Source organism: Christensenella massiliensis, from assembly GCF_040409835.1.
In the GTDB taxonomy this organism is placed as follows: domain Bacteria; phylum Bacillota; class Clostridia; order Christensenellales; family Christensenellaceae; genus Christensenella; species Christensenella massiliensis.
The window spans coordinates 1,787,700-1,812,376 of sequence record NZ_CP117826.1 but is presented as its reverse complement, the minus strand read 5'-3'; the positions used below and the strand labels follow the sequence as shown (position 1 = coordinate 1,812,376).

19 protein-coding genes and 3 pseudogenes are annotated in these 24,677 nt (G+C 53.0%); 5 read left to right on the top strand and 17 right to left on the bottom strand.

The genetic code is table 11. The features are described from left to right. Positions 1-127: 127 nt before the first annotated feature. The 6 genes and pseudogenes from PUP29_RS08725 to fabV all read right to left on the bottom strand — a co-directional run. A pseudogene (locus tag PUP29_RS08725) lies at positions 128-259 on the bottom strand (helix-turn-helix domain-containing protein); the annotation flags it as partial. Positions 260-437: 178 nt separating this feature from the next. After that, positions 438-881 (bottom strand): dUTP diphosphatase, encoded by a 444-nt coding sequence (gene dut / locus PUP29_RS08720; protein ID WP_079546235.1) that lies wholly within the window; start codon positions 879-881, stop codon positions 438-440. 14 nt (positions 882-895) lie between these two features. Continuing rightward, a complete protein-coding gene (nrdG, locus tag PUP29_RS08715; RefSeq protein WP_353423000.1) occupies positions 896-1,423 on the bottom strand; it encodes an anaerobic ribonucleoside-triphosphate reductase activating protein in 528 nt (175 codons plus the stop codon). A gap of 3 nt (positions 1,424-1,426) precedes the next feature. Then, complete coding sequence (nrdD, locus tag PUP29_RS08710; protein WP_353422999.1) at positions 1,427-3,553, bottom strand: anaerobic ribonucleoside-triphosphate reductase; 2,127 nt, start codon at positions 3,551-3,553, stop codon at positions 1,427-1,429. 548 nt (positions 3,554-4,101) lie between these two features. Continuing rightward, positions 4,102-4,779, bottom strand: a complete 678-nt coding sequence (locus PUP29_RS08705) for a transaldolase family protein (protein ID WP_079546239.1) — start codon at positions 4,777-4,779, stop codon at positions 4,102-4,104. An 18-nt stretch (positions 4,780-4,797) separates the two neighbouring features. Continuing rightward, positions 4,798-5,967 carry an enoyl-ACP reductase FabV gene (fabV, locus tag PUP29_RS08700; protein ID WP_079546240.1) on the bottom strand — a complete coding sequence of 390 codons (1,170 nt, stop codon included), beginning with the start codon at positions 5,965-5,967 and terminating at the stop codon, positions 4,798-4,800. 132 nt (positions 5,968-6,099) lie between these two features. On the opposite strand from fabV, the pseudogene PUP29_RS08695 reads away from it, so the two are divergent. After that, positions 6,100-6,450 (top strand): annotated as a pseudogene (locus PUP29_RS08695) (GNAT family N-acetyltransferase); the annotation flags it as partial. A 90-nt stretch (positions 6,451-6,540) separates the two neighbouring features. Beyond that, a complete protein-coding gene (locus PUP29_RS08690; protein WP_353424074.1) occupies positions 6,541-7,062 on the top strand; it encodes an O-acetyl-ADP-ribose deacetylase in 522 nt (173 codons plus the stop codon). A gap of 258 nt (positions 7,063-7,320) precedes the next feature. Here PUP29_RS08690 and PUP29_RS08685 read toward each other — a convergent pair whose 3' ends face one another. Then, positions 7,321-8,787 carry an L-arabinose isomerase family protein gene (locus tag PUP29_RS08685; RefSeq protein WP_079546242.1) on the bottom strand — a complete coding sequence of 489 codons (1,467 nt, stop codon included), beginning with the start codon at positions 8,785-8,787 and terminating at the stop codon, positions 7,321-7,323. Positions 8,788-8,998: 211 nt separating this feature from the next. On the opposite strand from PUP29_RS08685, the gene PUP29_RS08680 reads away from it, so the two are divergent. After that, a complete protein-coding gene (locus PUP29_RS08680) occupies positions 8,999-9,883 on the top strand; it encodes a helix-turn-helix transcriptional regulator (protein WP_353422998.1) in 885 nt (294 codons plus the stop codon). A gap of 153 nt (positions 9,884-10,036) precedes the next feature. Here PUP29_RS08680 and rhaS read toward each other — a convergent pair whose 3' ends face one another. From rhaS to PUP29_RS08645, 7 genes and pseudogenes are all read right to left on the bottom strand, one after another. Further along, positions 10,037-11,143, bottom strand: coding sequence for a rhamnose ABC transporter substrate-binding protein (gene rhaS / locus PUP29_RS08675; protein ID WP_353422997.1), 1,107 nt, complete (start codon positions 11,141-11,143; stop codon positions 10,037-10,039). Between the two features lie 58 nt (positions 11,144-11,201). Continuing rightward, complete coding sequence (locus tag PUP29_RS08670; protein WP_353422996.1) at positions 11,202-12,218, bottom strand: ABC transporter permease; 1,017 nt, start codon at positions 12,216-12,218, stop codon at positions 11,202-11,204. Positions 12,219-12,223: 5 nt separating this feature from the next. Further along, positions 12,224-13,228: an ABC transporter permease gene (locus tag PUP29_RS08665; RefSeq protein WP_353422995.1), complete on the bottom strand. Its 1,005-nt coding sequence runs from the start codon at positions 13,226-13,228 to the stop codon at positions 12,224-12,226. Between the two features lie 20 nt (positions 13,229-13,248). Then, positions 13,249-14,742: a sugar ABC transporter ATP-binding protein gene (locus tag PUP29_RS08660; RefSeq protein WP_353422994.1), complete on the bottom strand. Its 1,494-nt coding sequence runs from the start codon at positions 14,740-14,742 to the stop codon at positions 13,249-13,251. Positions 14,743-15,179: 437 nt separating this feature from the next. Beyond that, on the bottom strand, positions 15,180-15,866 hold the full coding sequence (locus tag PUP29_RS08655; RefSeq protein ID WP_353422993.1) for a response regulator transcription factor: 687 nt from the start codon (positions 15,864-15,866) through the stop codon (positions 15,180-15,182). Positions 15,867-15,886: 20 nt separating this feature from the next. Next, positions 15,887-17,434, bottom strand: a pseudogene (gene kdpA / locus PUP29_RS08650) (potassium-transporting ATPase subunit KdpA); the annotation flags it as partial. Then, positions 17,431-17,520 (bottom strand): potassium-transporting ATPase subunit F, encoded by a 90-nt coding sequence (locus PUP29_RS08645; protein ID WP_079546252.1) that lies wholly within the window; start codon positions 17,518-17,520, stop codon positions 17,431-17,433. The pseudogene kdpA and the gene PUP29_RS08645, both read right to left, overlap by 4 nt. Before the next feature lie 227 nt (positions 17,521-17,747). Between PUP29_RS08645 and PUP29_RS08640 the strand changes: the two genes are divergently transcribed. Continuing rightward, complete coding sequence (locus tag PUP29_RS08640) at positions 17,748-18,197, top strand: MarR family winged helix-turn-helix transcriptional regulator (RefSeq protein ID WP_079546253.1); 450 nt, start codon at positions 17,748-17,750, stop codon at positions 18,195-18,197. Positions 18,198-18,269: 72 nt separating this feature from the next. After that, positions 18,270-19,601 (top strand): MATE family efflux transporter, encoded by a 1,332-nt coding sequence (locus PUP29_RS08635; RefSeq protein ID WP_353422992.1) that lies wholly within the window; start codon positions 18,270-18,272, stop codon positions 19,599-19,601. 51 nt (positions 19,602-19,652) lie between these two features. Here the strand turns inward: PUP29_RS08635 and PUP29_RS08630 are convergent, their stop codons facing one another. From PUP29_RS08630 to PUP29_RS08620, 3 genes are all read right to left on the bottom strand, one after another. Further along, complete coding sequence (locus PUP29_RS08630) at positions 19,653-20,258, bottom strand: hypothetical protein (protein ID WP_079546255.1); 606 nt, start codon at positions 20,256-20,258, stop codon at positions 19,653-19,655. Then, on the bottom strand, positions 20,243-20,758 hold the full coding sequence (locus tag PUP29_RS08625) for a flavodoxin family protein (protein ID WP_079546256.1): 516 nt from the start codon (positions 20,756-20,758) through the stop codon (positions 20,243-20,245). The genes PUP29_RS08630 and PUP29_RS08625 overlap by 16 nt, the downstream gene beginning before the upstream one ends. A gap of 125 nt (positions 20,759-20,883) precedes the next feature. After that, complete coding sequence (locus tag PUP29_RS08620) at positions 20,884-24,594, bottom strand: phosphoribosylformylglycinamidine synthase (RefSeq protein ID WP_353422991.1); 3,711 nt, start codon at positions 24,592-24,594, stop codon at positions 20,884-20,886. Positions 24,595-24,677: the final 83 nt, after the last annotated feature.

The window sequence follows — 24,677 nt, the reverse complement described above, 5'->3', positions numbered from 1 at the left end:
AACCCCTACAAGAAAAGGCAGTATGCTACCCCTCCACGGGGCGCATACCGCCTTTTCTTGTTATCCAGCCCTCCGGCTGTATCGGTTGAGCAAAAGTCAGCGTGGGATTAGTGTGGTATCTTTAACTATGGGAAACTCCCCGCTCCCATTTGGAGACCGCCTTATCCGTCACGCACATCTTCTCCGCCAGCTCAAGCTGTGTCATCCCCTGTTTTTTTCGCAATTCAGCGATCGTCGCCCCAAGCGTCTTTCGTTTCATGCTCATACCTCCTGCTTTTTCTGCTTTCAGTATACCCCCGCGCCCTGTTTTCCTCAACCGACCATCAGTCGAGCCGCGGTTTCGCTGCGGTAGAGCGGCTGGAAAACACAAAAAAGCGGCATAGCGCGTGTGCGCCATACCGCCGTCTGTCCTCTTTTTCGTCCGCCCCGGCAAACCCTCACCGGCCCGTGGAGCCGAAGCCTCCGCCGCCCCGCTCCGTTTCCTCCAGCTCTTCCACCTCATGGAACGAGACCGCAAGAACGGGCGTCACGACCATTTGTGCGATCCGCTCGCCCGGCTGTACCGTCTGCGGCTCGCCCGAATGGTTGTGCAGCGCCACCATGAATTCCCCGCGGTAGTCGCTGTCCACCACGCCCACCTTGTTGGCGGGCGCGAGCCCGCGCTTTGACGCAAGACCGCTGCGCGCGTAAATCAGCCCCGCATATCCGACCGGTATCTCCATCGCGATCCCGGTGTGTATCATCTTCGTCTCGCCCGGAGCGATCACGACCTCCTCCCCGAGGCATGCATAAAGGTCCGCACCCGCGGAATATTCCGAGCCATACGTCGGAATAACCGCTTTTTTGTCCAGCTTTTTGATATTGATTTTCTGCTTTGGCATTTGTATGTTTCTCCTTATTCCTGATTCTCGTTCCACAATACCGTTCTCCCCGCCGCGAGGGATTCGGGCACCAAAATGGTTCTCTGGTTCTCCGAGCCCTTGAACCGGAGGCTGACGTTTTTCAGCGCCGCTACAAATTCTCCGTCCACGAGCACATGAAGATAGGAAAGCAGCTCTTTCATGTCCGCGTCGCCTCCCCACGCGCCCAGAATGTCGCGCTCGAAATCATAACCGGTGAAGCACCATACGTCCTTTTCGGGATATTCCGTCCGCACCCGGCGCATCAGCGGCAGCAGCGCCTTTCTGTTTTCCGGCTCCAGCGGGTCGCCGCCGAGCAGCGTCAGCCCTCTGACATAGGAGGGCGCGAGATAGGAAAGGACGGTCTCCTCCGTTTCCCTTGTGAATTCCTTTCCGTAATGGAAATCCCACGTTTCCGGGTTAAAGCAGTCCTTGCAGCGGTGCCTGCACCCGCTCACAAAAAGCGACACCCGCACGCCCGGGCCGTTTGCAACGTCATATTGCTTGATATCCGCGTAATACATGGCTTACAGGTGCAGCACGCGGGCTTTGATCTCTTTGGTTTTGCCCACATTCCAGAAATTCTCGCCAAGATACCCGCAGGTGCGCCGCGTAACGTTCATTTTGGTATGGTCCTTGTTTCCGCAGTTCGGGCATTCCCATTCATTGTCGTCGTTGATGATGATCTCCCCGTCGAAGCCGCAGACGTGGCAGTAATCGGATTTCGTATTAAACTCCGCATACTGGATGTTGTCATAAATATATTTGATGACCTCCTCCAGCGCCTCCAGATTATGGCGCATGTTGGGGATCTCGACATAGGAGATCGCCCCGCCCGACGAGATGGTCTGGAACCTGCTCTCGAAATCGAACTTGCTGAACGCGTCGATCCGCTCCCGCACGTCCACATGATAGGAATTGGTGTAATAACCCTTATCCGTCACATCCTCGATGGTGCCGAAGCGCTCCTTATCGATGCGCGCGAAGCGGTAGCAGAGGGATTCCGCCGGACTTCCATACAGCCCGAAGCCGATCCCCGTCTCCGCTTTCCAGCGGTCGCAGGCCGCGCGCATGCGGTTCATCACCTGCATAGCGAATTCCTGCCCGCGCGGCGTAGTGTGGCTCTCGCCCTTCATCAGCTTGGTGACCTCATAAAGCCCGATATAGCCGAGGGAAATCGTGGAATAGCCGTCCTTGAGGAACGGATCGATCTTTTCGCCCGGCGCGAGCCGTGCGATCGCGCCGTACTGCCAATGTACGGGACTCACGTCCGACGTTGTTCCGAGCAGCGCGCGGTGACGGCACATCAGCGCCTCGCGGCACAGCTCCAGCCGTTCGTCCATCAGCTCCCAGAATTTTTTCTCGTCGCCCTTGGCAAGGATGCCGATCTGCGGCAGATTGAGGCTCACAACGCCTTGATTGAAGCGCCCTTCAAATTTATAGCGGCCGTTTTCGTCCTTCCACGGCGTGAGGAAGCTGCGGCAGCCCATTGGGCTGAATACGTTGCCCTCATAGTGCTCGCGCATCTTTTTCGCGGAGATATAATCCGGGTAAAGACGTTTGGCGGAGCATTTTACTGCCAGCTTGGTGATATAGTCGTATTTCCCGCCCTTGAGGCAGTTGTGCTCGTCCAGAACATAAACGAGCTTAGGGAACGCGGGCGTCACATAGACCCCCTTCACGTTCTTGATTCCTTCGAGGCGCTGGCGCAGGATCTCCTCCACGATCATCGCGTTTTCCGCAAGGTATTCGTCGTCCTTGTTAAGATTCAGAAACAGCGTGACGAACGGGGACTGCCCGTTGGTCGTCATCAGTGTATTGATCTGATACTGAATGGTCTGCACGCCGCCCCGCAGCTCCGAGCGCAGACGCTCGTCCGTCAGCTTTTCAATGATCTCCTCCGGTGCGTCCGGCCCCATGATGCTGCGGAAGCGCGCGCGGAATTTATCCCTGCTGCGGCGCAGGTATTTGCCGAGATGCCGCACGTCCACAGACTGCCCGCCATACTGGCTGCTGGCCACGGAAGCGATGATCTGCGTCATCACCGTACACGCGACCTGAAAGCTCTTTGGGCTTTCAATCAGCTTGCCGTTCATCACCGTGCCATTATCCAGCATGTTCCCGATGTCGATCAGGCAGCAGTTGAAAATGGGCTGCAAAAAATAGTCCGCGTCGTGGAAATGCAAAACGCCCTCGTCGTGCGCCTTGGAGATCTTTTCGGGCAGCAGTACCCGCCGCGTGAGGTCCTTTGATACCTCTCCGGCGATGAGGTCGCGCTGCGTCGCCGCGACGACCGCGTTTTTGTTGGAGTTTTCCTCCATCACGTCCTTGTTGCTGTTTTTGATAAGGCTCAGGATAGAATCGTCCGTCGTGTTGGCCTTCCGCACCAGCGCGCGCGTATACCGGTAAATGATATAGGTCTTGGCAAGGACGAATTTTTTTTCGTCCATCAGCTTCTGCTCGATGATATCCTGAATATCCTCTACCAGCATGCGCGGACGGTTTTTCTTCTCGATGCTCTCGATGATCGCGTCTATTTTGTCTTCCGATATTTTTTCGCTCTCTTCTACCTCGGCGTTCGCCTTGCGGATCGCGACCGCGATCTTGCTCCTGTCGTAATCCACAGAGCTGCCGTCTCTTTTGATGACCTGCATACCGCTTTCTCCTCCAATTTGTTCGTGCCGGGGCTTATTATACCATAAACAAATCGCTTCGTCCACTATATATCGTGTTTGTTTTGATACATATATACTACATTTAGTTTATTCCATAGGGCCGCGAATGTTTTTACAGAGGCTTTTCCTATGCGTCCTCCCCCTTATTTTCTTCCCCGAAAAATTTTTCTGCGGCTGTATTTCTTTGCGGCCGCAGCAGACGGATGATGCGGGAACGGAATATTGCGGGGAAGAAGTCCTGTCGGTAAAAATACGGCCTAAAAGGCCGTATTCGTCTCCCGCCTCTCTGCTTTCCGCCGCCGTTCCCGCACCTCGCTTTCCTGCTCTTTCTCATGCCGGTCCCGTTTTTCAAATTCCCATTCCGTCTTTCTTCCTGCCTGTTTTTTCCCATAACAAAAGGGACCGGCGCTCGGTCCCCTTCAGCAGCGCTTTCCTGCTGCTCCCGCATGAACGGCATACCGCAAAAAGCGCCCCTTTTCCATGACGTATGCGGCATCCGCCGTTGCGCTTTTGCGCCGGGAGAGCCGCTACTTTAAATGCGTTCCCTCCACCTCGTTGAGCAGCGAATAAAAATCATGCGTGAAATTTTCCTCCGCGGTGAACGTCGCGTCGTGATAGGTCAGCGCGCGCAGAACGTCCGGCGCAGCCGTGACCGAGCCGATGCCGTGCTTGCACAGGTTCAAGATCTGCTGGGAATTTTTGAAGCTTGCGGCAAGCACGTCCGCCTCCATATTGTGTACGCGGAACATATCGTGGATATCCTTCGCCACCTGCACGCCGTCCGCGCCCATGTTGTCGAGCCGGTTGACATACGGCGCAGTATACCGCGCGCCCGCTTTGGCAGCCATGAACGCCTGCATCGCCGTATAAATTGCGGTTGCCGTGACGTTGACGCCCTCCTGCTTTAAAATGTGGATCGCCCGCAGGCCGTCCGTCGTTACGGGCACCTTGATAAAAAGGTCATCCCGTATCTCGTGCAGCATAAAATGCGCTTCCTCCACCATTTTTTCCGTCGTTTCAGACACCACCTGCGCATGCAGCATGGAATCGTCCGGCAAAAATGACCGGATATCCTTTAACACCTTGAACGGATTCTTGTGCTCTTTCATCAGGATAGACGGATTCGTCGTGACTCCGTCGTACGGATAATCGTTGTAGAGCGCTTCTATTTCTTTTAAATTTGCATTGTCGATCAGGACCAGCATTTTGATCTCCCTCTTTTCTTAAATACTTTCGACCGGTACATTTACTTCCACATCCGCGGCATAGTCCACGCCGTCCATACGGAAGCCGAACATCTGGTAAAAATCCTCCCAATAGCCGTCCACGTCCGCCAGCTCGCCGAGATTCTCATCTGTGATCTCGTTCCACGCGCGAAGAACGGCCTCCTGCACGTCCGGCTCCATCTCCCAGTCGTCAAGGCGCAGCATGCCGCGCTCGTCCGTCTGAAGCGCGGGCAGCTTTTCCGCAAACAGGCGGTGCATCTGCTCGATACAGCCCTCGTGCGTTCCCTTTTCCTTCATCACCCTGTAAAGGATCGAGATATACAGCGGAACGATCGGGATCGCCGCAGACGACTGCGTGACCAGCGCCTTGTTGACGGAGATATAGGCCGCAACGCCCGGAAATTCCTGCGTAATTTCCCGCGAGGTCTGAAACAAATGCTCCTTTGCCCGGCCGATCGAGCCGTCCATATACATCGGGTGCGTAAGCTCCGGCCCAAGGTAGGAATACGCGAGCGTCACCGCGTCCGGGGCGAGCAGGCCCTTTTCGGACAGCAGGGAGATCCAGTCCTTCCAGTCCTCTCCGCCCATCACCTTCACCGTGTCCGCGATTTCCTGCTCTGTCGCGGGTGTGACCGTCACTTCCGTAATTTTGCGCGCCGCGAGGTCTATGTTCTTGTTCGTATAATCCTCTCCGGTCGTTTTGAGCACAGAAGACACCTTCGTGCCGTCCGCGAGGGTGCGCCGGGGCGCCGCGAGGCTGTATACCACCATGTCCACCTGCCCCATATCCTCCGCGATCACCGCCGCGGCCTGTTCCTTTACTTCGCGTGAAAAAGCGTCGCCGTTGATGGTCTTTGCGTACAGCCCGTCCGCATGCGCGAATTCCTCGAATGCGGCTGTGTTATACCACCCTGCCGAAGCCGTGCGCTTGCCGCTTGCCGGACGCTCGAACATCACGCCGAGCGTCGCCGCGCCGGACGAAAACGCAAGCTCGATGCGCGATGCAAGGCCATAGCCCGTAGAACTGCCCACCACGAGCACACGCTTCGGGCCGCCTGTCCGGGCTTTTTTCCTGACATATTCTATTTGCCGCCGCACGTTTTCCCGGCACCCCACAGGGTGCGCCGTCGTGCAGATAAAACCTCTTACCTTCGGTTCAACGATCATGGAAACATACTCCTTATCTTATGATTTCCCATCTATTTTACCACAGCGCGCTCTTTTTTTCAGCAAATTATCGTTTGCGGTTGAATCTCCTCCGCCATTTGTGTTATCTTTGCCTATAGAAAGGAAAAAGGCATGATCCGAAAAATGAAAGAAGCTGACGGTGCGGAGCTTTGCGGCATCTGGCTTTCCGCAAATCTGGAGGCACACAGCTTCATTCCCGCGGAATATTGGCTGGGCAGCCTTGAAGCGGTGCGGCGCGCGCTGCCGCAGGCCGAGGTTTTCATTTATGAGAACAGCGGCCATATCGAGGGCTTCATCGGCATGAACGGCTGCTGCATCGAGGGGCTTTTTGTCCGCTCCGGCGCGCGGTCCCGCGGGGTCGGTGCCGCTCTTTTGGAGCATGTCAGGCAGAGAAAGCCGTATCTTACCCTGTATGTATACCAAAAAAACAGGAGGGCGGTGCGGTTCTATGAACGCAGCGGCTTTGAGAAGCGGTCTTTCGGCAAAGAGGAGGCCACCGGCGAGGAAGAATACCGTATGGAATGGCGCGGGCCGGCCTGTAAGGAGGGAATCATGGGCTATACAATCATTTCAGGAGATATCACGACACAGCATGCGGACGCGATCGTCAACGCGGCGAACACCTCTCTTCTCGGCGGAGGAGGCGTAGACGGCGCCATCCACCGCGCTGCCGGGCCGGAGCTGCTCCGCGAATGCCGCACGCTTCACGGCTGCCGGACCGGAGAAGCAAAAATAACCAAGGGCTACCGCCTGCCCGCGCGGTATGTCATCCATACGCCCGGCCCGGTCTGGCGGGGCGGGAATGCGGGCGAGGACGAGCTGCTCGCGTCCAGCTACTGGAGCAGCCTGCGGCTTGCGGCGGAAAACGGTGCGAAAACCGTCGCTTTCCCCTCCATCAGCACGGGCGTCTACCGCTTCCCGCTGGAGCGGGCGGCGCGCATTGCTACGGAAACGGTCTGCGGCTTCCTGCGGGAGCACCCGGATATGAGCGTCACGATGGTCTGCTTTGACGAACGTACAAAAGCGGCCTACGAAAAGGCGCTTGCAGAATATGGATCCCCGCCGAAAAAATAGAGCAGGTATAAAAAGGATACCGTTGCATCGTAAACTGGCATTCCAAAATGGGCATCGAAAAAAATCCAGCGTATAGAGCAGGCAAAATGAGAGGCGAAACAGACGCAGTTCGGAAAACAGCGTCTGTTTCAGTAGGTTAAGCTATCCTACGATTTCCCTTTATTTTTTCCTGCTTGGGAGTTCAGTGCACTAATGGACGGCCTTGATCTTGTCTATTATCCGTACATATACGATTTTGGAATCGCTGTTTTTTGCTTTTTAGCGAACTTGTTTAAATGGAATATTCAGTGTCTTTGCGAGCTTCTTCAAAACGGAAGCATTGTGTCCTATGCTTAGAGAGAAATGATGGTTGATGCCCGAGCTGGACCAGTCCTCTACGAACGCGCCAATATCTCCTTCGCCGAAATATCCGCGTGTCATAGTGTTGCCATTTGCTGGTTTCGGTCCTTTCTGGCTTTCGCCTTCGGCAACTGAGAAAGAGTAATTCCCGTCAATGTCGCTGGAAAGGCCAAGCATTGTTATGGGGCCTTCTTTCAGGCTGAAATCTACCGAAAGGCCTTCGCCTTTTTTGCCGTGAAAAGTTGTAAGCGCGCGCATCTGCGGTTTGCCGTCGCTGATGCGGATATCGTGCGGGCCATCATGGCCGACCATCTGTATTTTTTCTTCAAATATGGTGGGGCAAAATTCCGCAAACGAACCGCCGCAGCCCAGACAGCTTGTAATATACATAGCGACACATGTTTTCATATCGGATTCGCCCGCAAAAGGAATTCCTGCGGAAACAAGGAGCGAATTGCCTATTATCATACTGCACGCAACTTTTTCGTATTCGTTGTTAAGCCCTTCGTAATAGTAAGCAACTCCGGAAAGGTTGTTGTTGGATACTAGCTTATCCATGCCGACAGAAACACGAGCCGTCCAGTCGAGGTCTTCGTCCAGAATCTTTCTTGTCGTGGGATCATAGCTTGGATCCATAAATTCAAATGTATCCCTTATCATTTTTATTTTATCTTTTACTTCTTTATCCGTCGCCGAATGTACATAATCCACAAACTCGCACATTTCTACCATTTTGACATGGATGCCGAATGTGCGTTCTATCGTTGTGGGGTCAAAATTCATGTCAAGCATTCCTTCGTATGTGTGGCCAAGGTGTCCGAAGATTGATCCTTTCATGCATCTGAGAGCGGTTGCGACGCGGCACCATTCAGAAATATTTTTGGTAAAGCGGGCATCAAAGTCGGGAATAAGATAATGTCCGTATTCAAGACCGACCGGTTCGATCCCACTGCGTGTCAGGGCATTGTAGGCTTCCGGAAGCGGGCAGGCGCCGCCGCCTGCGTGCGTCCAATATGTAGTCGCCTTGGAAACATCAAGAGACATTTGATATCCTACGATAACAACCGGGCATCCTGCCGCTTTTATGCCCTGTACATATCTGCCGGAAGCAACGTATGCGCAGTTAAATTGAAAGAGAAGGTCTATGTCTTCCGCCTTAAACATAAGTCCCGCTTGATAGCCGTCTTCCGTAGTATCTACAATAAAGTCTCCTGCCGCATTTGTATAGGCAACAACCTCTACGCCCTGGGATTCAAGCAGCTTTTTAAAATCCGCAGCATTTTTTATGAACTGCTCTTTCATGCCCGGAAACTGCGGCCAATACTCTTTATGCCCACATACCATGAGCCCAACTTTGCCTTTTTTCTTTACTTCTTTGATATCCATTTTTTCTCCTCCTTCATTTTTGGGTATCAGAAATATTACACTTTATTGCTATTTCTAAAGCGTTGCTTTTTCGTTGTGCAAAATTGACAGTTTTTTATGAAAACCCCTTGAACTAATCAATATTTTACTTTATAATGTTATTATATCAAGTATAAATCTCTTATCAATTATTTAAATTGTGAGCTTATTACAATATTTTGCGGTAATAAAAATGGATCATGATAAAATACACACCTTAACCAAAAATTATACAAAAGATTGGTCTGAGGATTCTATCTGGATTATTAATACCCCCAGCGAGTTGGCACGAGAAGCGTTTTTCTATGTGCAGGAGATTGGAATGTTCCAATGTTTCTCTAATTATTATACAGAGCATGAGGGCATTGCATCTTTTCTTGTGATGCTTACGTTAGCCGGCGAGAGCAGCTATCGGTATCAAAATAATATCTACCGTTTGCGACCCGGAGATTTATTTTTCGTAGATTGTATGGAGTATCATTCTCTGCGTCCCCATGGTTCGGCGCGTTGGGACATGATATGGATTCAATTCAACGGCATTGTCGCACAAAGTTATTACCAACAATTCCTAAGGCAAAAGACACCTGTTATCCATGTCGGTACCATGGAGCGGGTCTATCATTATTTAGCCGAGCTGATTCAAATCAACCAAGAAAGAAGCATTTATTCGGAATTAATCAGTTCCAAACTTATTACAGAGCTTCTGACTGAAATCCTGATCCAATCCGGGGTTGCTTATCCCGTGAAAAATAGTATTCCCGAATACATTCAAGAAGCGATTAAAGAGATCGACACCCATTTTAAGGACAATTTGAGTCTGGATTATTTTGCCGAAACTTTAACGATCAGTAAATTTCATTTTCTTAAAGAATTCAAAAAATATACCGGCTTTACACCAAATAATTATCTCCGTATGACGCGCATCAACCATGCGAAAAAGCTACTTAGATGCACCAATATGAACGTTTATGAAATCGCGGAAAGCGCAGGGTTCCAGACTGTTGGTTATTTCATTAATACATTCAAAAAAATCGTCGGGATGACGCCTCTCCAGTTCCGGCAGAAACATTCGTTATGATTCGGAGTACAGGAAAGCGCCGATAAGGTTGCTTCACGTTTTTCAATTCATTTTTTCGTGTATTCCCGATTTTGCTTATGCTTAAAAGGCAGCCTGCAGATCTTCCGCAGACTGCCTTCCATTTATTTTTGGGCCATCTGTAATATACTGAATTTAGTATACATCTTTCCATTCAGCAATATTACTTGAATCAAACCGGAAAGGAGGCCCAAGGATAATTTCCGTGCCGCCGTCGCTCGCATCCACAACCGTATATTCGCCAAGTGTTCCTGCTTCAAATTTGTCGCCGGTTGCTCCCGTGATCGTGCCGTCGGTCAGCGCCATCGCCGTATATCCCGCAAGATATCCGAGATCCAACGGATTCCACAGGAACATATATTCGCAGACTCCATTGTCGATATACTCAGCCATTTCGGACGGAAGTCCAAGACCCGTCAGAGCAACTTTGCCGCCCAAATTTTTATCCGTCAGAACCTTGCCCGCCGCAGCGATTCCAACTGTCGTAGGCGCCACGATACATTTCAAGTCAGGATAGGACTGAAGCAACGCTTCCGTCTCAGATACGGATTTGTCACGCAGATCGTCACCGTAAGCAACCTTTACAAGCTCCATATCTTTATATTTCTCATCGCTTTCCATGATTTTCTGAAGCGCCTCAATCCATGCATTCTGATTTGTTGCCTGGCTCGTCGCTGAAAGGATCGCAAATTCGCCGGAGCCGCTGCACATATCGTATGCCGCGTCCATCAGGGCCTGTCCGATAAGTTCCGAACCGGCCTGGTTTACGAACAACTCTCTCGACTGCGCGTTTACACCGGAATCGACTGCAATCACTTTAATCCCCGCCTGCATCGCTTTTGTCAAAGCCGGCTGCAGGGCATCAGGATCATTCGCAACTACGGTAATAGAATCAACCCCCTGCGCGATCAGTTCTTCGATGATCTGAATCTGGCCTTCCGCCGTCGGCTGATCCGGCGCCCTTAAAATTGCTTCCTGTCCGGCTTCCTTAACCGCATTTTCAAAGCCTTCCATTTCTTTCTCGCCATACGGGTTTCCCGTATTTTTGAACACTATCGCATGTTTACCGCTGCCCGTCGTTTCCGTGCCTGCGGAAGCCTCCGTACTGCTCTCAGCGCTTGCTTCTCCTGACTCCGTGCTGCTTTCCGGCACCTGCGAAGCTGTTTCCGCCGCCGGAGCGCAAGCTGCAAAGACAAACGCCGCGACGATTAACAAACATACTACCGTCATCCATTTTTTCATTTTTTCCTCCTCGTTAATCATATTATTCTCATTTTTCCATTTGTATGGAAAAATTATTTTATTTTTTCGGCAGGGCTTTCGGTTTGTTAAGTAAAAAATTGGAGGCCAATACTGATCCAATCAGCAGAAGGCCGATGATAATCATCATAACCTGTGCCGAAATATTGATAAGCCCAAGACCATATCTCAGATATCCTACGATAAATACCGCAAGAATCGCTCCAAGCATATTTCCTTTTCCCCCTGCTGTCGATACGCCGCCTAGCACAACCATGGCAATAACGTCCAGTTCATAGCCCTGCGCTACATTTGGCCTCGTAGATGCCATGCGGGATGTAAGAAACAGTGCACATGCGCCCGCCATAAGACCCATAAGCGTAAAAATAATAATTTTATTACGATTTACCTTGATTCCGGAATATCTGCTTGTTGTCTCATTGTTTCCCATTGCATAAACCTGCCGCCCAAATACGCTTTTATGCAGCAGCAACCCAAAAACTGCGGCAAGGATAATAAACATTAGCAGTGAAAATGGAATCGGCCCAACATATCCCCAGCTTAAATACTGGAACCATTCCGGAAAGCCTCCTGAGGCTTGATCTTCCAGTATGATATAAGCGATTCCGCGATAAATCGTCATCGTTGCCAATGTGATAATCATGGAGGGAAGTTCCTTGCATTTTGCAATCAGAATCCCGTTTATATAACCGCACCCAAGGCCTACTGCAAGACAGAGTACCATTGAAAGCTCCATCGGCATTCCTGCATTATAAGCTATTGCCATAATGACGGAGCACAAAGCTGCGGTTGATCCAACCGAGATATCTATCTCTCCCAGCAGGATAACAAAGACCATTGCCAGAACCATGAAGCCTTTGTCCATAAAATTCATCGTCGCGTCCAATACTTGTGTTCCGCGGAAATAATCCGATATCGAGCCATTGATGATTAGTATGACGACCAATATGATAACGAGCAGCCATTCCCACTGTAGAAAGAATTTTTTTGGATCCAACTTATGTTCCAAAACCGAACGATCCAATTCTACGTTTGTGCGTTTGTTTAAAGTAGCCATCTTGCTCATATCTCCCTTCTCTTTAAAGCATTCTTATCCGCCCTGCGTTTTACCGAGATATTCAGCAGGATTGCCACCAATATGATAATTCCCTGTATAAAGTCCTCCCAGAAAGTAGATACATTAATCAATGGCAGTGCATTTTGCAACACCCCAAGCAGTAACACTCCGAGAAGCAAACCGCCTACCTTTCCGGTTCCGCCGGATACGCTGACACCGCCAAGCACGCAGGCAGCAATCACATTCATCTCGTAGCCAGTCGCCGTATCGCCCTGTGCAGAGGCGAATTTGGCAACCCACAGTACTCCTGCCAGTCCGGTAAGCAGCCCCAGCAGCGTATAGGACATGATTAAAATCCGGTCTTTTTTAATACCGGTGATAACTGCGCTTTCCGGATTGGAGCCCACGGCATAAATATACCGGCCCGTCCGGTTATAATTCAGAAAATAGTAGAAAATCAATACCACGACAACCGCAATGATGATAAGAGTATTGAGTGGGCCGATGCCACTTGTTGCGATAGACTTGAACCCATCCGACATCTGATGCGCCGAGACCCATTTACTACCGCTGATTAAATAGGTTAGGCCGCGGAATACATTCATCATGCCCAATGTAGCTATAATCGGTATGATCCTTCCTTTTGCCACCAATACACCGTTTACTGCCCCGCATCCGATTCCTACTCCCATGCCGATCAGTATTGCAACGACCGCAGGTAACTGTGGGACATACTGCACCGTGAGCGCGGATACCATTCCTGCCAGTGCTACGATCGCACCAACCGATAGATCAATTCCGCCTGTAATCATTACCATCATCATCCCAACAGCAAGAATTGCCAGGATTGACGTGTTTCTAAGCATATCGGCGAGATTTTCCCATGTAAAAAATGTCGGATTAATCGCTTGAAAAACTACGCACAATACGATCAGGAAAATCAACAGTCCTAATTCGCGGAATGTCTTTTTTGTTTTATTTTTTTCTAAAATATTTACAGATGATTTCACTTCCCCATTCCCCTTGCTTTTTATTCTCCCAGCATAGCCGCTTCCAATATTTTTGCCTGATTTGCCTCTTCGCTTTTGAATTCGGCTGTAATTCTTCCTGATTTCATTACGATGATGCGGTCAGCCATACCCAAAACCTCCGGCATTTCCGAAGAGATCAGAAGGATTCCATATCCCTGTTCAGCAAGTTCTCCCATAATCTCATAAATAGCCGCCTTTGCGCCGACGTCAACGCCTTTTGTCGGTTCGTCCATAATAATCAGTTTCAAATTCGAGGTAAGCGCTTTTGCTACCACAACCTTTTGTTGATTCCCGCCAGACAACGAGGATGCCTTATCATAAATGGAAGACGCCTTGACCGCCATTTTCTCCGCAAGTTCCTGCGCCGTCTTGCTCTCTTTTGTTTTGTTATACCATGGTCCGTCCCGAAACCGATCCATATTTCCAAGCCCAATATTTTTAGAAATTTCCCAATCGAGTATCAACGCCTGTTTTTGCCGATCCTCCGGCAATAATCCCAACCCTGCGCACGTCGCGTCAGTCGGGCTTTTGACCTTCACTTCTTTTCCATCTACATAAATCGTTCCTTCACTCGGTTGCGCTATGCCGAAAATCGTTTCGGCAACCTCGCTTCGTCCTGCGCCGACAAGGCCGGTTAATGCAACGATTTCCCCTTTCTTCACATCAAAAGAAATATCTTTGAAATATCCGGTACGGCCAAGTTTTTCCACTCTTAGGATTTCCTCGCCAATTTCAATTTTGCGTTTGGGAAACAATTGTTTGATTTCCCTTCCCACCATTGCAATAATCATATCTTCATTCGATATCGCATCGACATCCCATGTGCCTATATATTGTGCGTCGCGCAATACAGTTACGCGGTCCGCAAGTCTATACATGTCCTCGAACCGATGTGAAATGAAAATAATCGATGCGCCGCCCTCGCGTAATTTTTCCGTATATTCGTATAATTCTTCGCTCTCCCGTTTCGTTAGGGCCGCAGTAGGTTCATCCATAATAATAATCCGCGCCTGGCTTGAAAGCGCTTTGGCAATTTCCACAAGCTGCTGCTGTGCAACCGAAAGCGTGCCCATGCTGGCCCGCGAATCAATGTCGGCCCCGAGCCTATCCAAGAGCTCCTGCGCCTTTGCGTGCATCTCTTTCCACTGCAGCGCTTTCATTTTTCCTTTGGTAATTTCATGCCCCAAAAAAATATTCTCCGTTACACTCAAGTCCGGATAAGCTGTGGAATGCTGGTAAATACAAACGATTCCCGCTTCCTGCGAATCGCGTGTGGATTTAAACTGCACCGGCTGTCCATCCAGTTTCATAGTGCCTTCTTCAGGTTGGTGCACTCCGGTAATCACTTTGATAAATGTCGATTTCCCGGCGCCATTTTCCCCCATAAGGGCATGTATTTCTCCGCGTTTCAGTTGGAAATTTACATCCTGCAGGGCTTTTACACCGGGAAATATTTTTGTGATGTGATTTAATTCCAAAATGTATTCATCCATTTTATCTTCTCCTCCAGCCAGTCCGTTACATTTCCATGCCGCAAATATTTTATATTACATCAAAAGTTTTACAAAATCTCAGCCTATTATTTTCTAAGTTTATTTTTGAATGGCGATTATTATACTGTAGAAATTTAGCCATAAAAAAATGCGCTCTGTTGAGCGCATAATAGCAGCAATATGGTATTGGTCATAAACGTACACCTTTAAAACCGACGCTCGTTTAAATCGAAGAACCTCGGAGCAAACTGCTCTTCAAGTACTGTCTACAGAGATTTTACCTGTTTGTAAAATTTAAATCAATGTTCAATATTATGATAAAATTACACTATATTGCGTTAATAAAATCGTTTAACTCCCGATATCATTTTCAAATGCTTTCATTCCATCAAAAAAGCCGTCCGGCGGGCAGCCGTGGTAGCTTGCAGGCTCCTGCCTCATTCGTCCGCGAAACGGTAGCCCACGCCGACCTCCGTCATGATATAGCGCGGCTTTGCGGTGTTCTTCTCGATCTTGCGGCGGATATTCGCCATGAACACACGCAGCGACTGGGAATCCTCCGTATATTCATAGCCCCACACCTGCTTATTGATAAAGCTGTGCGTCAGCACCTTGCCCCTGTTTTCCACCAACAGGGTGAGCAGCTTGTATTCGATAGGCGTAAGGTGCACGTCCTTTCCGTCCACCACGACCCTGCGCTTTTCAAAGTCGATCGCAAGCCCGTCCAGTTCAAAGCTCTCCTTAGCCGCCGGATGCGGCGCACGTTTCCGGAGCGCCACCCGTACCCGGGCAAGGAGCTCGCCGATGCTGAACGGCTTCGTGATATAATCGTCCGCACCCGCGTCGAGCGCCTCCACCTTTTCACGCTCCTGTCCGCGCGCCGACACCACGATAATAGGTACGTCTGACGCCTGGCGTACCTGCCTCAAAACCTCCAGTCCATCAATATCCGGCAAACCGAGATCGAGCAGAATAACATCCAGATTGTTGGCAAGCGAAAGCGAGATACCGTCAAGGCCGGTCTGAGCCGTCTCGAAGCGGTAGCCGTTCGTTTTCAGAGAGATGCTCAAAAAATTGAGTATCGTCTGGTCGTCTTCAATGATCAAAATACGCGTATCTTCCATTTTTATCACTCCAAGGGCAGGGCGAACTTGAACGTCGCTCCGCCGCGGTCATTATTCATGGCGACGATCACGCCCCCATGCGCTTCCACAATAGACCTGCAGATGCTCAGGCCGATGCCCATATTGCTGTATACTGTGTTCGCATTGAAGCCTGCGAACGCACTGCCGTTGTTGCCCGCGCCGGATGTATAGGCGTAAAGCAATTCAGAATATGCATGCGCGCCTGTGTTCGTAAAGTCGTCCGTGATCGTCGGCACGAAAGTCGAAAGCGCCGTACCGAAGAGCAGGCAGAGCGGAGGCGTCAGAATGACGAGGCACACCATTTTCATGTCGTACGCCTGTATCTTCTTGCCGAGATATTCCGGCGTACGCCCTACCATCAGGCCCGCGATGAACACGGTGAGGATGGCGAACGCCAGCATTCCGTAAAGGCCGCAACCTACGCCGCCGAATACGACCTCGCCGAGCATCATCAGGAACATCTGGATGCCGCCGGCAAGCGGTGTGTAGCTGTCGTGCATCGAGTTGACCGACCCGTTCGAGGCTGATGTCGTTGCCGTCGCCCACAGGGCCGATGTATCGACGCCGAGGCGCGCTTCCTTGCCCTCCATACTGCCGGACTGCGCAACGCCGTCAAACTGCGGCGCAGCCACATTTTCGCTCATCGTCATTCCAATGAGGGCCAGCAGGAAGATGACCAGCATAACGATGAAGATCGCGCGTCCCTGCTTGGAATCCTTGACCGCCCGTCCGAACGAGAAGCACAGCGCCGCAGGAATGAGCAGCAGCGACAGGCATTCCACAAAGTTCGCAAAAGGCGTCGGGTTCTCGAGCGGCATCGCCGAGTTGACTCCGAAGAAGCCGCCGCCGTTCGTACCGAGCTGCTTGATGGCGACCTGACTTGCCGCCGGGCCCATCGGGATGATCTGCTCCGCACCCGATTCGAGCGTCGTCGCATGTACATAGGCGCTCAGGTTCTGGATCACGCCCTGCGAAACGAGCAGCAGCGTCACGATGATGGAAAGCGGGATCATCACATAGTAGGTCGCCTTTACGAGGTCGACCCAGAAATTTCCGATCGTCCTGCTCTCCTTGCGCTGGAAGCCGCGGATGAGCGCAAACAGCACTGCGCATCCGACCGCCGGGGACACGATGTTCTGCACCGTGAGGCCCGCCATCTGCGTGAGGTACGAAAGCGCCGATTCCCCGGAATATGCCTGCCAGTTCGTATTGGATACGAAGCTTGCCGTCGTATTATACGCAAGGTGCGCGCTCGTGCCCGGGATACCCTCCGGATTGAAGGGCAGATAGCCCTGCAGCATGTTCAGCGCGAACAGGATCGCAAACCCAAAAATGGAGAATGTGATCGCCGAGAGCGCGTACCGTCCGGCGGTCTGCTCTTCCTCCGGATTGATACGCATGACCTTATAGGTGAAACGTTCGAGGGCCGCGATGGGCTTCCACGTAAGCTTCCCTGTCATTACCTTGTATATGTAGAGCCCGAGCGGTATTCCAATACCGATCAGGGCGATTACATATACGATGTCCTGAATCACTCCACTGCTCATAGCTTCTCACCTTTGAATAAAACATAGAAAAGATAGCCGAGCATGGCGAGCATCATGATGCCCGCAACAACCATAACTGTTCCCATAGTTTTATCTCCTTTTCCCTAAATTTTGTCACAGCATGATTATAAGTTGTTTGCCGTAAATGCAGTGTTAAGATGGGGAAACGGATGTTAAGATTGTGTTAAGGCCGCATGCCCGTGCGCCCCGCGCCTGTCCATCCCAAAAGCGGTTGACAGCCCGTGAGCGTTCATGTATACTCAAATAGTCCGATTTCATACATTATGATTTCGGACTGTTTGGAGGAAGCACTATGTCGATCGAACTGCCGAAGGACGGCACCATAGAAGCATACCGGGCCGGTTTCAACGATCTCGACCGCATCTGGGCAAAGCTGCCCCGGGCCTGCGGCCTTTCCGCCGCGGAATATTGGTCCCTGCTCATGCTCCGCGAGGGGGCGCATACTCAGCATGAGATCAGCGAACGCCTCTTCATGAGCAAGCAGACGGTCAATTCCGCGTTCCGCCTGCTCGTAAAAAAGGGGCTTGTACGTCTTAAGCCGCAGGAGGGCAACCTGCGCGTAAAGCAGATCGTTTTTACCGATGCGGGCGAGCGGTTCGCAATGCGGTATATCGACGATATGCTCGCGCTCGAGGAACGCGTCTGGATGGAGCTTCCCGAGGAGGAGCGCGCCGCACTCACGCGGCTCACCTATAAATTCAACGGCATGCTGGATGCGGAACTGAAAAAACGCTTTGAATAAAAAACATGTTCCCCGCACGCCCGGGCAGACTGTCCGGACGCTCTTTTTGCGGGACCGGAAAGGAATGCCCCAATGAGGATCAAGCTATCCGACCATTTCACCTATAAACGGCTGCTCCGCTTTGTGCTCGCGCCTGTCCTGATGATGATCTTCACTTCTCTATACAGCGTTGTGGACGGCTTTTTTGTCTCCAATTTCGCAGGCAAAACGCCCTTTGCCGCTGTGAACCTCATCATGCCCGTCATGATGGGGATCGGGACCATCGGCTTTATGATCGGCACGGGCGGCAGCGCGCTCGTCTCCAAAACGCTGGGCGAGGGAAAGCACGGGCAGGCGAACCGCTATTTCTCCATGCTCGTCTATACGGCCCTCATTGTCGGCGCGCTCTTTTCCGCGGCAGGTTTTATTTTTATCCGCCCCATTTCGGAGGCGCTCGGCGCAACGGGAGAGCTTCTGGAAAACTGCGTGGCGTACGGAAGCATCCTGTTCCTCTCCATGCCCGCCTTTATCCTGCAATACGTGTTCCACAGCTTTTTTATCACCGCGGAAAAGCCGGGGCTCAGCCTTCGGGTGTCTCTTGCCGCCGGACTGACGAACATGGCGCTCGATTACCTGTTCGTCGCGGTGCTTGGCTGGGGCATCGAGGGTGCGGCCATCGCCACCGCCATCGGCGAGGTGATCGGCGGTGTGGTCCCCATCCTCTATTTCTCCCGGAAAAACAACAGCCTGCTGCGCCTCACCCGCGCCCGCTTCGAGGCTCGTCCTTTGCTGCGCGCCTGCGCCAACGGCGCTTCCGAGATGGTCACGAACCTTTCCATGTCTGTCGTGAACATTCTCTATAACTTCCAGCTGATGCGGCTCGCGGGGGAAAACGGCGTCGCCGCCTACGGAGTCGTGATGTACGTCAACTTCATATTCATGGCGATCTTTCTCGGCTATTCCATCGGCAGCGCGCCCATCGTCGGCTATCATTACGGCGCGCAGAATCATGCCGAGCTGAAAAACCTGTTCAAAAAGAGCCTAACGCTCGTCGTGGGGGCGGGGCTCGTCCTCACGGCCGTAGCAGAGCTTTTTTCCGGGGTTCTCGTGGGTATCTTCGTCCGGTATGACCCTGAGCTGTACGCGATGACCACCCACGGATTCCGGCTGTATGCCCTCGCCTTTCTCATGATGGGCGTCAACGTATGGGGCTCGGCGTTCTTTACGGCGCTCAATAACGGCGCGGTCTCCGCCGCGATCTCCTTTCTGCGCACGCTCGTATTTCAGATCGCCGCCGTACTGCTCCTGCCGCTCTTGCTTGGGATAAACGGGATATGGCTTGCGGTCGTCGTTGCGGAGGGGCTCGCCCTGCTCGTTACCATCGCGTTCTTTGCAGCGCAAAGAAAGCGGTATCATTACGCATAAAGTTCCCGGCTGTGCCGGGGCGTGATAGAAAAGGGATAGCGTACCAGTACGCTATCCCTCTATTTTCATCGTCTGCATTTCTTCTTTGGTGACATGGTTTTTTGCGCCGTATGCCTCCCAGAATTTTGAGGAAGCTCTGACGAACATTCTCTTGGTGAGCGGCATACGCGCTTTAAACAATCCGTTCCCGCCCCTCTCCACCGCTTTTGCGAATTTTTTGAGCCCGCGCTTTACTACCGGTACGAACGGCGTATCGAGGATCGCTTCCCCTGATCCGATACACAGCGCCGCGCCGAACGGGAATCCGTTTTTCCTGCAAAAAAAGCGTATCATCTCCACCGCAGTATCATTTTGCTCCGGTTCAAGGAACCCGCAGTTTATCAGCACATGAACCGCCGGCTTTTTCTCCGCCTCATACGTCTCGAGTTCCTTTAAAAAATACATCAGCGTTACCGGCAGACCGTCTGCATACAGCGGAAAAACGAACAAAATACCGTCATACTGCCCCAGCCTTTTGCAAATCTCCCGGTGCCGTTTCTCCGTCACGTTATATTCGTCCGTTCCGCTGCTCAGATATTCCTTGAGCAATGCGGCATACCGCTTTGAATTTGACCGCGGCGCGCGCGGGCTACCGTTTACGATCAGCAGCTTTCCCATTTTTGTACCTCCCCGCAGACCGCACCGTCCACCTCTTCCTCCGTCACAAAGCGCACGTTCCATTTTCGGAAAGACATATTATGCGCATTCCTGCCGACCAGCCTGCGGAACAGCTCCTTTTCATCCTCACAGATATCCCCATAGGCAATGATGACCGCCTCCTTTTCCACCACGTCTCTCTGGACGTGATGCGTCTCTCCGCCGTGTATACGGATAAACGCCTGCTGAACGGGTATCGCGCGTTCGAGCATCGTTTTCATGGGAATATCATACGAACCGCAGTAAAGCCGGCTGACATAAAGCACCCGTCTGCTCTGTGCAATCAGCGGATATACCCTGACCGCATCGTCGCGTATCACGCACCTGCCCGGCGTCTTTACCCAGCAGCCGAAGCAGCCCGTACAATTTGCGGGCTTCAGCTCCGAAAGGTCGATATACCGGTCCTCTCCATTTTCGGGGAGACGCACGGAAAGCGCCCTGTCGCTCAGTAAAAGATTCATACCGTTCTCCTTTTCCTTTTTCTATTAATATAGAATATCCGGTTTTATGCATATTCTATCATAATTTTAAAAGGCTGCCAAAAAAGGCGTCCGCCGCTTGGCAAACGCCTTTTCTCCCGCTCTCTTTACCGGAAATATTTTACGCCGCTCTCGAAAATTTTCTGGTCGTAATCGCCGGGAACGTTTTTGGCGATATGCAGCCCGGCGCGTTCCGAGTGGCCCATTTTCCCGAGCACCCTGCCGTCCGGGCTCATAATGCCCTCCACCGCCGCCATCGACCCGTTGGGGTTGAAGGGCATATCCATCGTGGGATTTCCGTCCATATCCACATACTGCGTGGCGACCTGACCGTTCCTGAAAAGCTCCCCAAGCTCCTTTTCCGACGCCACGAACCGCCCCTCGCCGTGCGATACCGCGACCGAATGCAGCTCGCCCGGCTCGGAAAGCATGAGCCACGGGGAATTGGCGCTGGTGACGCGCGTGCGCACGATGCACGAAACGTGCCGTCCGATGTTGTTATAGGTCAGCGTGGGCGAATCCTCCCGCATTTCGCGTATCTCGCCGTATGGTACGAGGCCGAGCTTGACAAGCGCCTGAAATCCGTTGCAGATACCGAGCATCAGTCCGTCGCGGTTCTTAAGAAGATCGTGCGTCGCGTCCTTGATACGGCCGGAACGGAATGTCGTCGCAATGAATTTTCCGCTTCCGTCCGGCTCGTCGCCGCCCGAAAAGCCGCCGGGCAGCATGATCATCTGCGCGTTCGCGATCTCGCTGGCGAGCAGCTTCGCGCTTTCTTCGATCATCAGCGGCGAAAGGTTGCGCATAACGACCACGCTTGCGATCGCGCCTGCCTTTTCAAAGGCCTTTGCCGTATCATATTCACAGTTCGTGCCCGGGAACACCGGGATCACGACGCGCGGGACCGCCGTTTTATATTTGCTGATAAAGATATTCTTTTTCTGACAGACGGGCGTATCCACCCGGCCGCTGTCCGCCGTTTTGGTGGGGAACACCGACTCGAGCGTGCCGGTATAGGCCTCGAGCGCACGGGAGAGCGGAATACTTTCGCCCAGCGCTTCGATGAACGGCTCCTCACGTATCTCGCCCACAAGGGTGAAATCCGCGTCGGCGATATCCGCCGCCTCTACGAGCACTGCGCCGTACGCCTTGCATGTGAGCCCCGAAAGCTCCTGCGGGAACAGCTTCACGCCAAGCCCGTTCCCGAACGCGCATTTTGCCGCGCCCGCGAGCATGCCCCCCCGTTCTACCGCATACGCGGAAAGCACCGCCCTATCCTCTATCATCTTATGCAGCTTACCGTATTTCCGCTTCGCGTCCTCGAAATCCGGCAGGCCGTCCTGATCGCGCACGATATCCAGCAAATACAGCTTGCTGCCCGCTTTCTTGAATTCGGGCGTAATGACGTTCGCCGCGAGGACGGGCGCCACGCAGAACGAGCACAGCGTGGGCGGAACGTCGATATCCCTGAATGTGCCGCTCATGGAATCCTTGCCGCCGATGGCCGCGACGCCAAGCTCCTTTTGCGCATGATAAGCGCCGAGCAGCGCCGCGAGCGGCTTGCCCCAGCGTTCGGGCTCGCCCGTCATGCGCTCGAAATATTCCTGCAGGGTCAGCCACGAATCGCCGACCGCGCCGCCCGCCGCCACGAGCTTCGCCTCCGACAGCAGAATGGCGTATACCGCGCCGAGGAACGGGCTTTTTTCCATCAAATAGGGGTCCATGCCATAGCTCATCAGCGTAGCCGTTTTACTGTCCGTATCCTGTACGGGGATCTTCGCGCACATCGCCTGCACGGGCGTCATCTGGTTTTTCCCGCCGAGCGGCATCGTCACGCTGCCCGCGCCGATGCTGCCGTCGAACATTTCCACAAGTCCCTTTTGAGAGCAAATATTGAGGTCGGCAAGCAGGGACAGCAGCGTTTTTTCCGCCGTATCCTCCGTTTTTTCCGCAAACAGGTTTTCCGCGCCTGCCTGTTCGACCCGCGCCGCCGCATGCTGCGTCGCGCCGTTGGAATTCAAAAAGTCGCGGGTGATATCCACGATGGTCTTGCCGTTCCACATAAGGCGCATACGGCCCTCGTCCGTCACCCGCGCGACGATCGTCGCCTCGAGGTTCTCATCCTCCGCCATTTTGAGCACCGCGTCCGCATCCTGCGGGCGTATCACCACCGCCATGCGCTCCTGCGACTCGGAGATCGCGAGCTCCGTCCCGTCCAGCCCCTCATATTTCTTCGGGACCGCGTCGAGGTCGATATCCAGCCCGTCCGCAAGCTCGCCGATGGCAACGCACACGCCGCCCGCGCCGAAATCGTTGCAGCGCTTGACGAGCTTTGAAAAGGCTCCGTTGCGGAACAATCTTTGCAGCTTGCGCTCGGTGAGCGGGTTGCCCTTCTGTACCTCCGCACCGCACTGCTCGATGGAGGTCTCGTCGTGCGCCTTGGAGGAGCCCGTCGCCCCGCCGCAGCCGTCGCGCCCCGTGCGTCCGCCGATGAGCACCACAAGGTCTCCCTCCGACGGCTCGTAGCGCTTCACCTGCTCTGCCGGAGCCGCCGCGATGACCGCCCCGATCTCGAGGCGCTTCGCCTTATAGCCCTCATGATAGACCTCCTCCACAAGGCCTGTCGCAAGGCCGATCTGGTTGCCGTAGGAGGAATAGCCGTGCGCCGCTTCGCGCGTGATCTTGCGCTGCGGCAGCTTATATTCCATCGTGTCCGCAAGGCTCTCGCGCGGGTCCGCGCTGCCCGTCACGCGCATCGCCTGATAGACGTACGACCGCCCCGAAAGCGGGTCGCGGATCGCCCCGCCGAGGCAGGTCGCCGCGCCGCCGAACGGCTCGATCTCCGTCGGGTGGTTATGCGTTTCATTCTTGAACATGATGAGGTAATCGCGTTCCCCATCGTAGGTCTGTATCTTATGTCGGATCGAGCAGGCGTTGATCTCCTCGGATTCGTCCATATTCGCAAGCTTTCCCGCGCGCTTCGCTTCCTTTACATAGATTGTCGCAAGGTCCATCAGGCACACGTCCTTTTTGCTGCCTAATTTCCTGCGCGTATCGATGTAATCCTCATAGACCCGCTGCGCCGCCTTGGAAAGCGGATCGCCCGCAAACTCCACCTCGTCGAGCTTCGTTAAGAACGTGGTGTGGCGGCAATGATCCGACCAATAGGTGTCGAGCACCTTGAGCTCCGTTACCGTGGGGTCGCGCTTTTCGCTTTTGAAATACTCCTGCGCGCACAGCATGTCCTCCGCCGTCATGGCGTAGCCGTTTTGCGCGGCGTAATCCGCAATCTGCTTTTCCGTCATCTTGAGGAACCCGTCCACGACCGCGACCTCCGTCGGAATATCGAGTTCCATTTTGAGCGTATCGTACGGCTTCAGAGAGGCCTCGCGCGAATCGACCGGATTGATGACATATTTTTTGATGGCTTCCGTCTGCGCCTTGGTCGCGCCCTTCAGCAAATAGACCTTTGCCGTGCGCACGTCCGGGCGTTCCCCCTGCGACTGCAGCTGCACGCACTGTGCCGCGCTGTCTGCACGCTGGTCGTACTGGCCGGGCAAATATTCCACTGCGAACACCGCATAGCCTTTTGTGTCCGGCAGCTCGTCCAAATAGACCTTATCAACAGCCGGCTCCGAAAAAACGGTAGGGACCGCCGCCGCGAACGTTTCATCGTCAAGCCCCTCCACATCATAGCGGTTCAATATCCGCACCTCTTTTACCGGTACGCCGAGGTTCTGCGTGAAGTCCGCCAGCTTTTCCTGCGCCTCCACGTCAAAGCCCTTTTTCTTTTCCACAAACAGTCTTTTTACGCTCATAGCTTATAACGCTCCTCCGTCGTCGCATTCGTCTTGCCCGCGCAGAGCCCCCCTTAGGCGGGGCCGCCGGCCATTCGCTTTTT

Bases quoted from the DNA above. Each gene is read 5' to 3' on its own strand.
- nrdG (WP_353423000.1), bottom strand. From the start codon at position 1,423: ATGTATTACGCGGATATCAAGCAATATGACGTTGCAAACGGCCCGGGC.
- fabV (WP_079546240.1), bottom strand. From the start codon at position 5,967: ATGATCGTTGAACCGAAGGTAAGAGGTTTTATCTGCACGACGGCGCAC.
- PUP29_RS08620 (WP_353422991.1), bottom strand. From the start codon at position 24,594: ATGAGCGTAAAAAGACTGTTTGTGGAAAAGAAAAAGGGCTTTGACGTG.
- PUP29_RS08640 (WP_079546253.1), top strand. From the start codon at position 17,748: ATGTCGATCGAACTGCCGAAGGACGGCACCATAGAAGCATACCGGGCC.
- PUP29_RS08690 (WP_353424074.1), top strand. From the start codon at position 6,541: ATGGGCTATACAATCATTTCAGGAGATATCACGACACAGCATGCGGAC.
- PUP29_RS08635 (WP_353422992.1), top strand. From the start codon at position 18,270: ATGAGGATCAAGCTATCCGACCATTTCACCTATAAACGGCTGCTCCGC.
- PUP29_RS08670 (WP_353422996.1), bottom strand. From the start codon at position 12,218: ATGGCTACTTTAAACAAACGCACAAACGTAGAATTGGATCGTTCGGTT.
- dut (WP_079546235.1), bottom strand. From the start codon at position 881: ATGCCAAAGCAGAAAATCAATATCAAAAAGCTGGACAAAAAAGCGGTT.
- PUP29_RS08660 (WP_353422994.1), bottom strand. From the start codon at position 14,742: ATGGATGAATACATTTTGGAATTAAATCACATCACAAAAATATTTCCC.
- PUP29_RS08625 (WP_079546256.1), bottom strand. From the start codon at position 20,758: ATGAATCTTTTACTGAGCGACAGGGCGCTTTCCGTGCGTCTCCCCGAA.
- PUP29_RS08705 (WP_079546239.1), bottom strand. From the start codon at position 4,779: ATGCTGGTCCTGATCGACAATGCAAATTTAAAAGAAATAGAAGCGCTC.
- PUP29_RS08655 (WP_353422993.1), bottom strand. From the start codon at position 15,866: ATGGAAGATACGCGTATTTTGATCATTGAAGACGACCAGACGATACTC.
- nrdD (WP_353422999.1), bottom strand. From the start codon at position 3,553: ATGCAGGTCATCAAAAGAGACGGCAGCTCTGTGGATTACGACAGGAGC.
- PUP29_RS08630 (WP_079546255.1), bottom strand. From the start codon at position 20,258: ATGGGAAAGCTGCTGATCGTAAACGGTAGCCCGCGCGCGCCGCGGTCA.
- rhaS (WP_353422997.1), bottom strand. From the start codon at position 11,143: ATGAAAAAATGGATGACGGTAGTATGTTTGTTAATCGTCGCGGCGTTT.
- PUP29_RS08685 (WP_079546242.1), bottom strand. From the start codon at position 8,787: ATGGATATCAAAGAAGTAAAGAAAAAAGGCAAAGTTGGGCTCATGGTA.
- PUP29_RS08645 (WP_079546252.1), bottom strand. From the start codon at position 17,520: ATGGGAACAGTTATGGTTGTTGCGGGCATCATGATGCTCGCCATGCTC.
- PUP29_RS08680 (WP_353422998.1), top strand. From the start codon at position 8,999: ATGGATCATGATAAAATACACACCTTAACCAAAAATTATACAAAAGAT.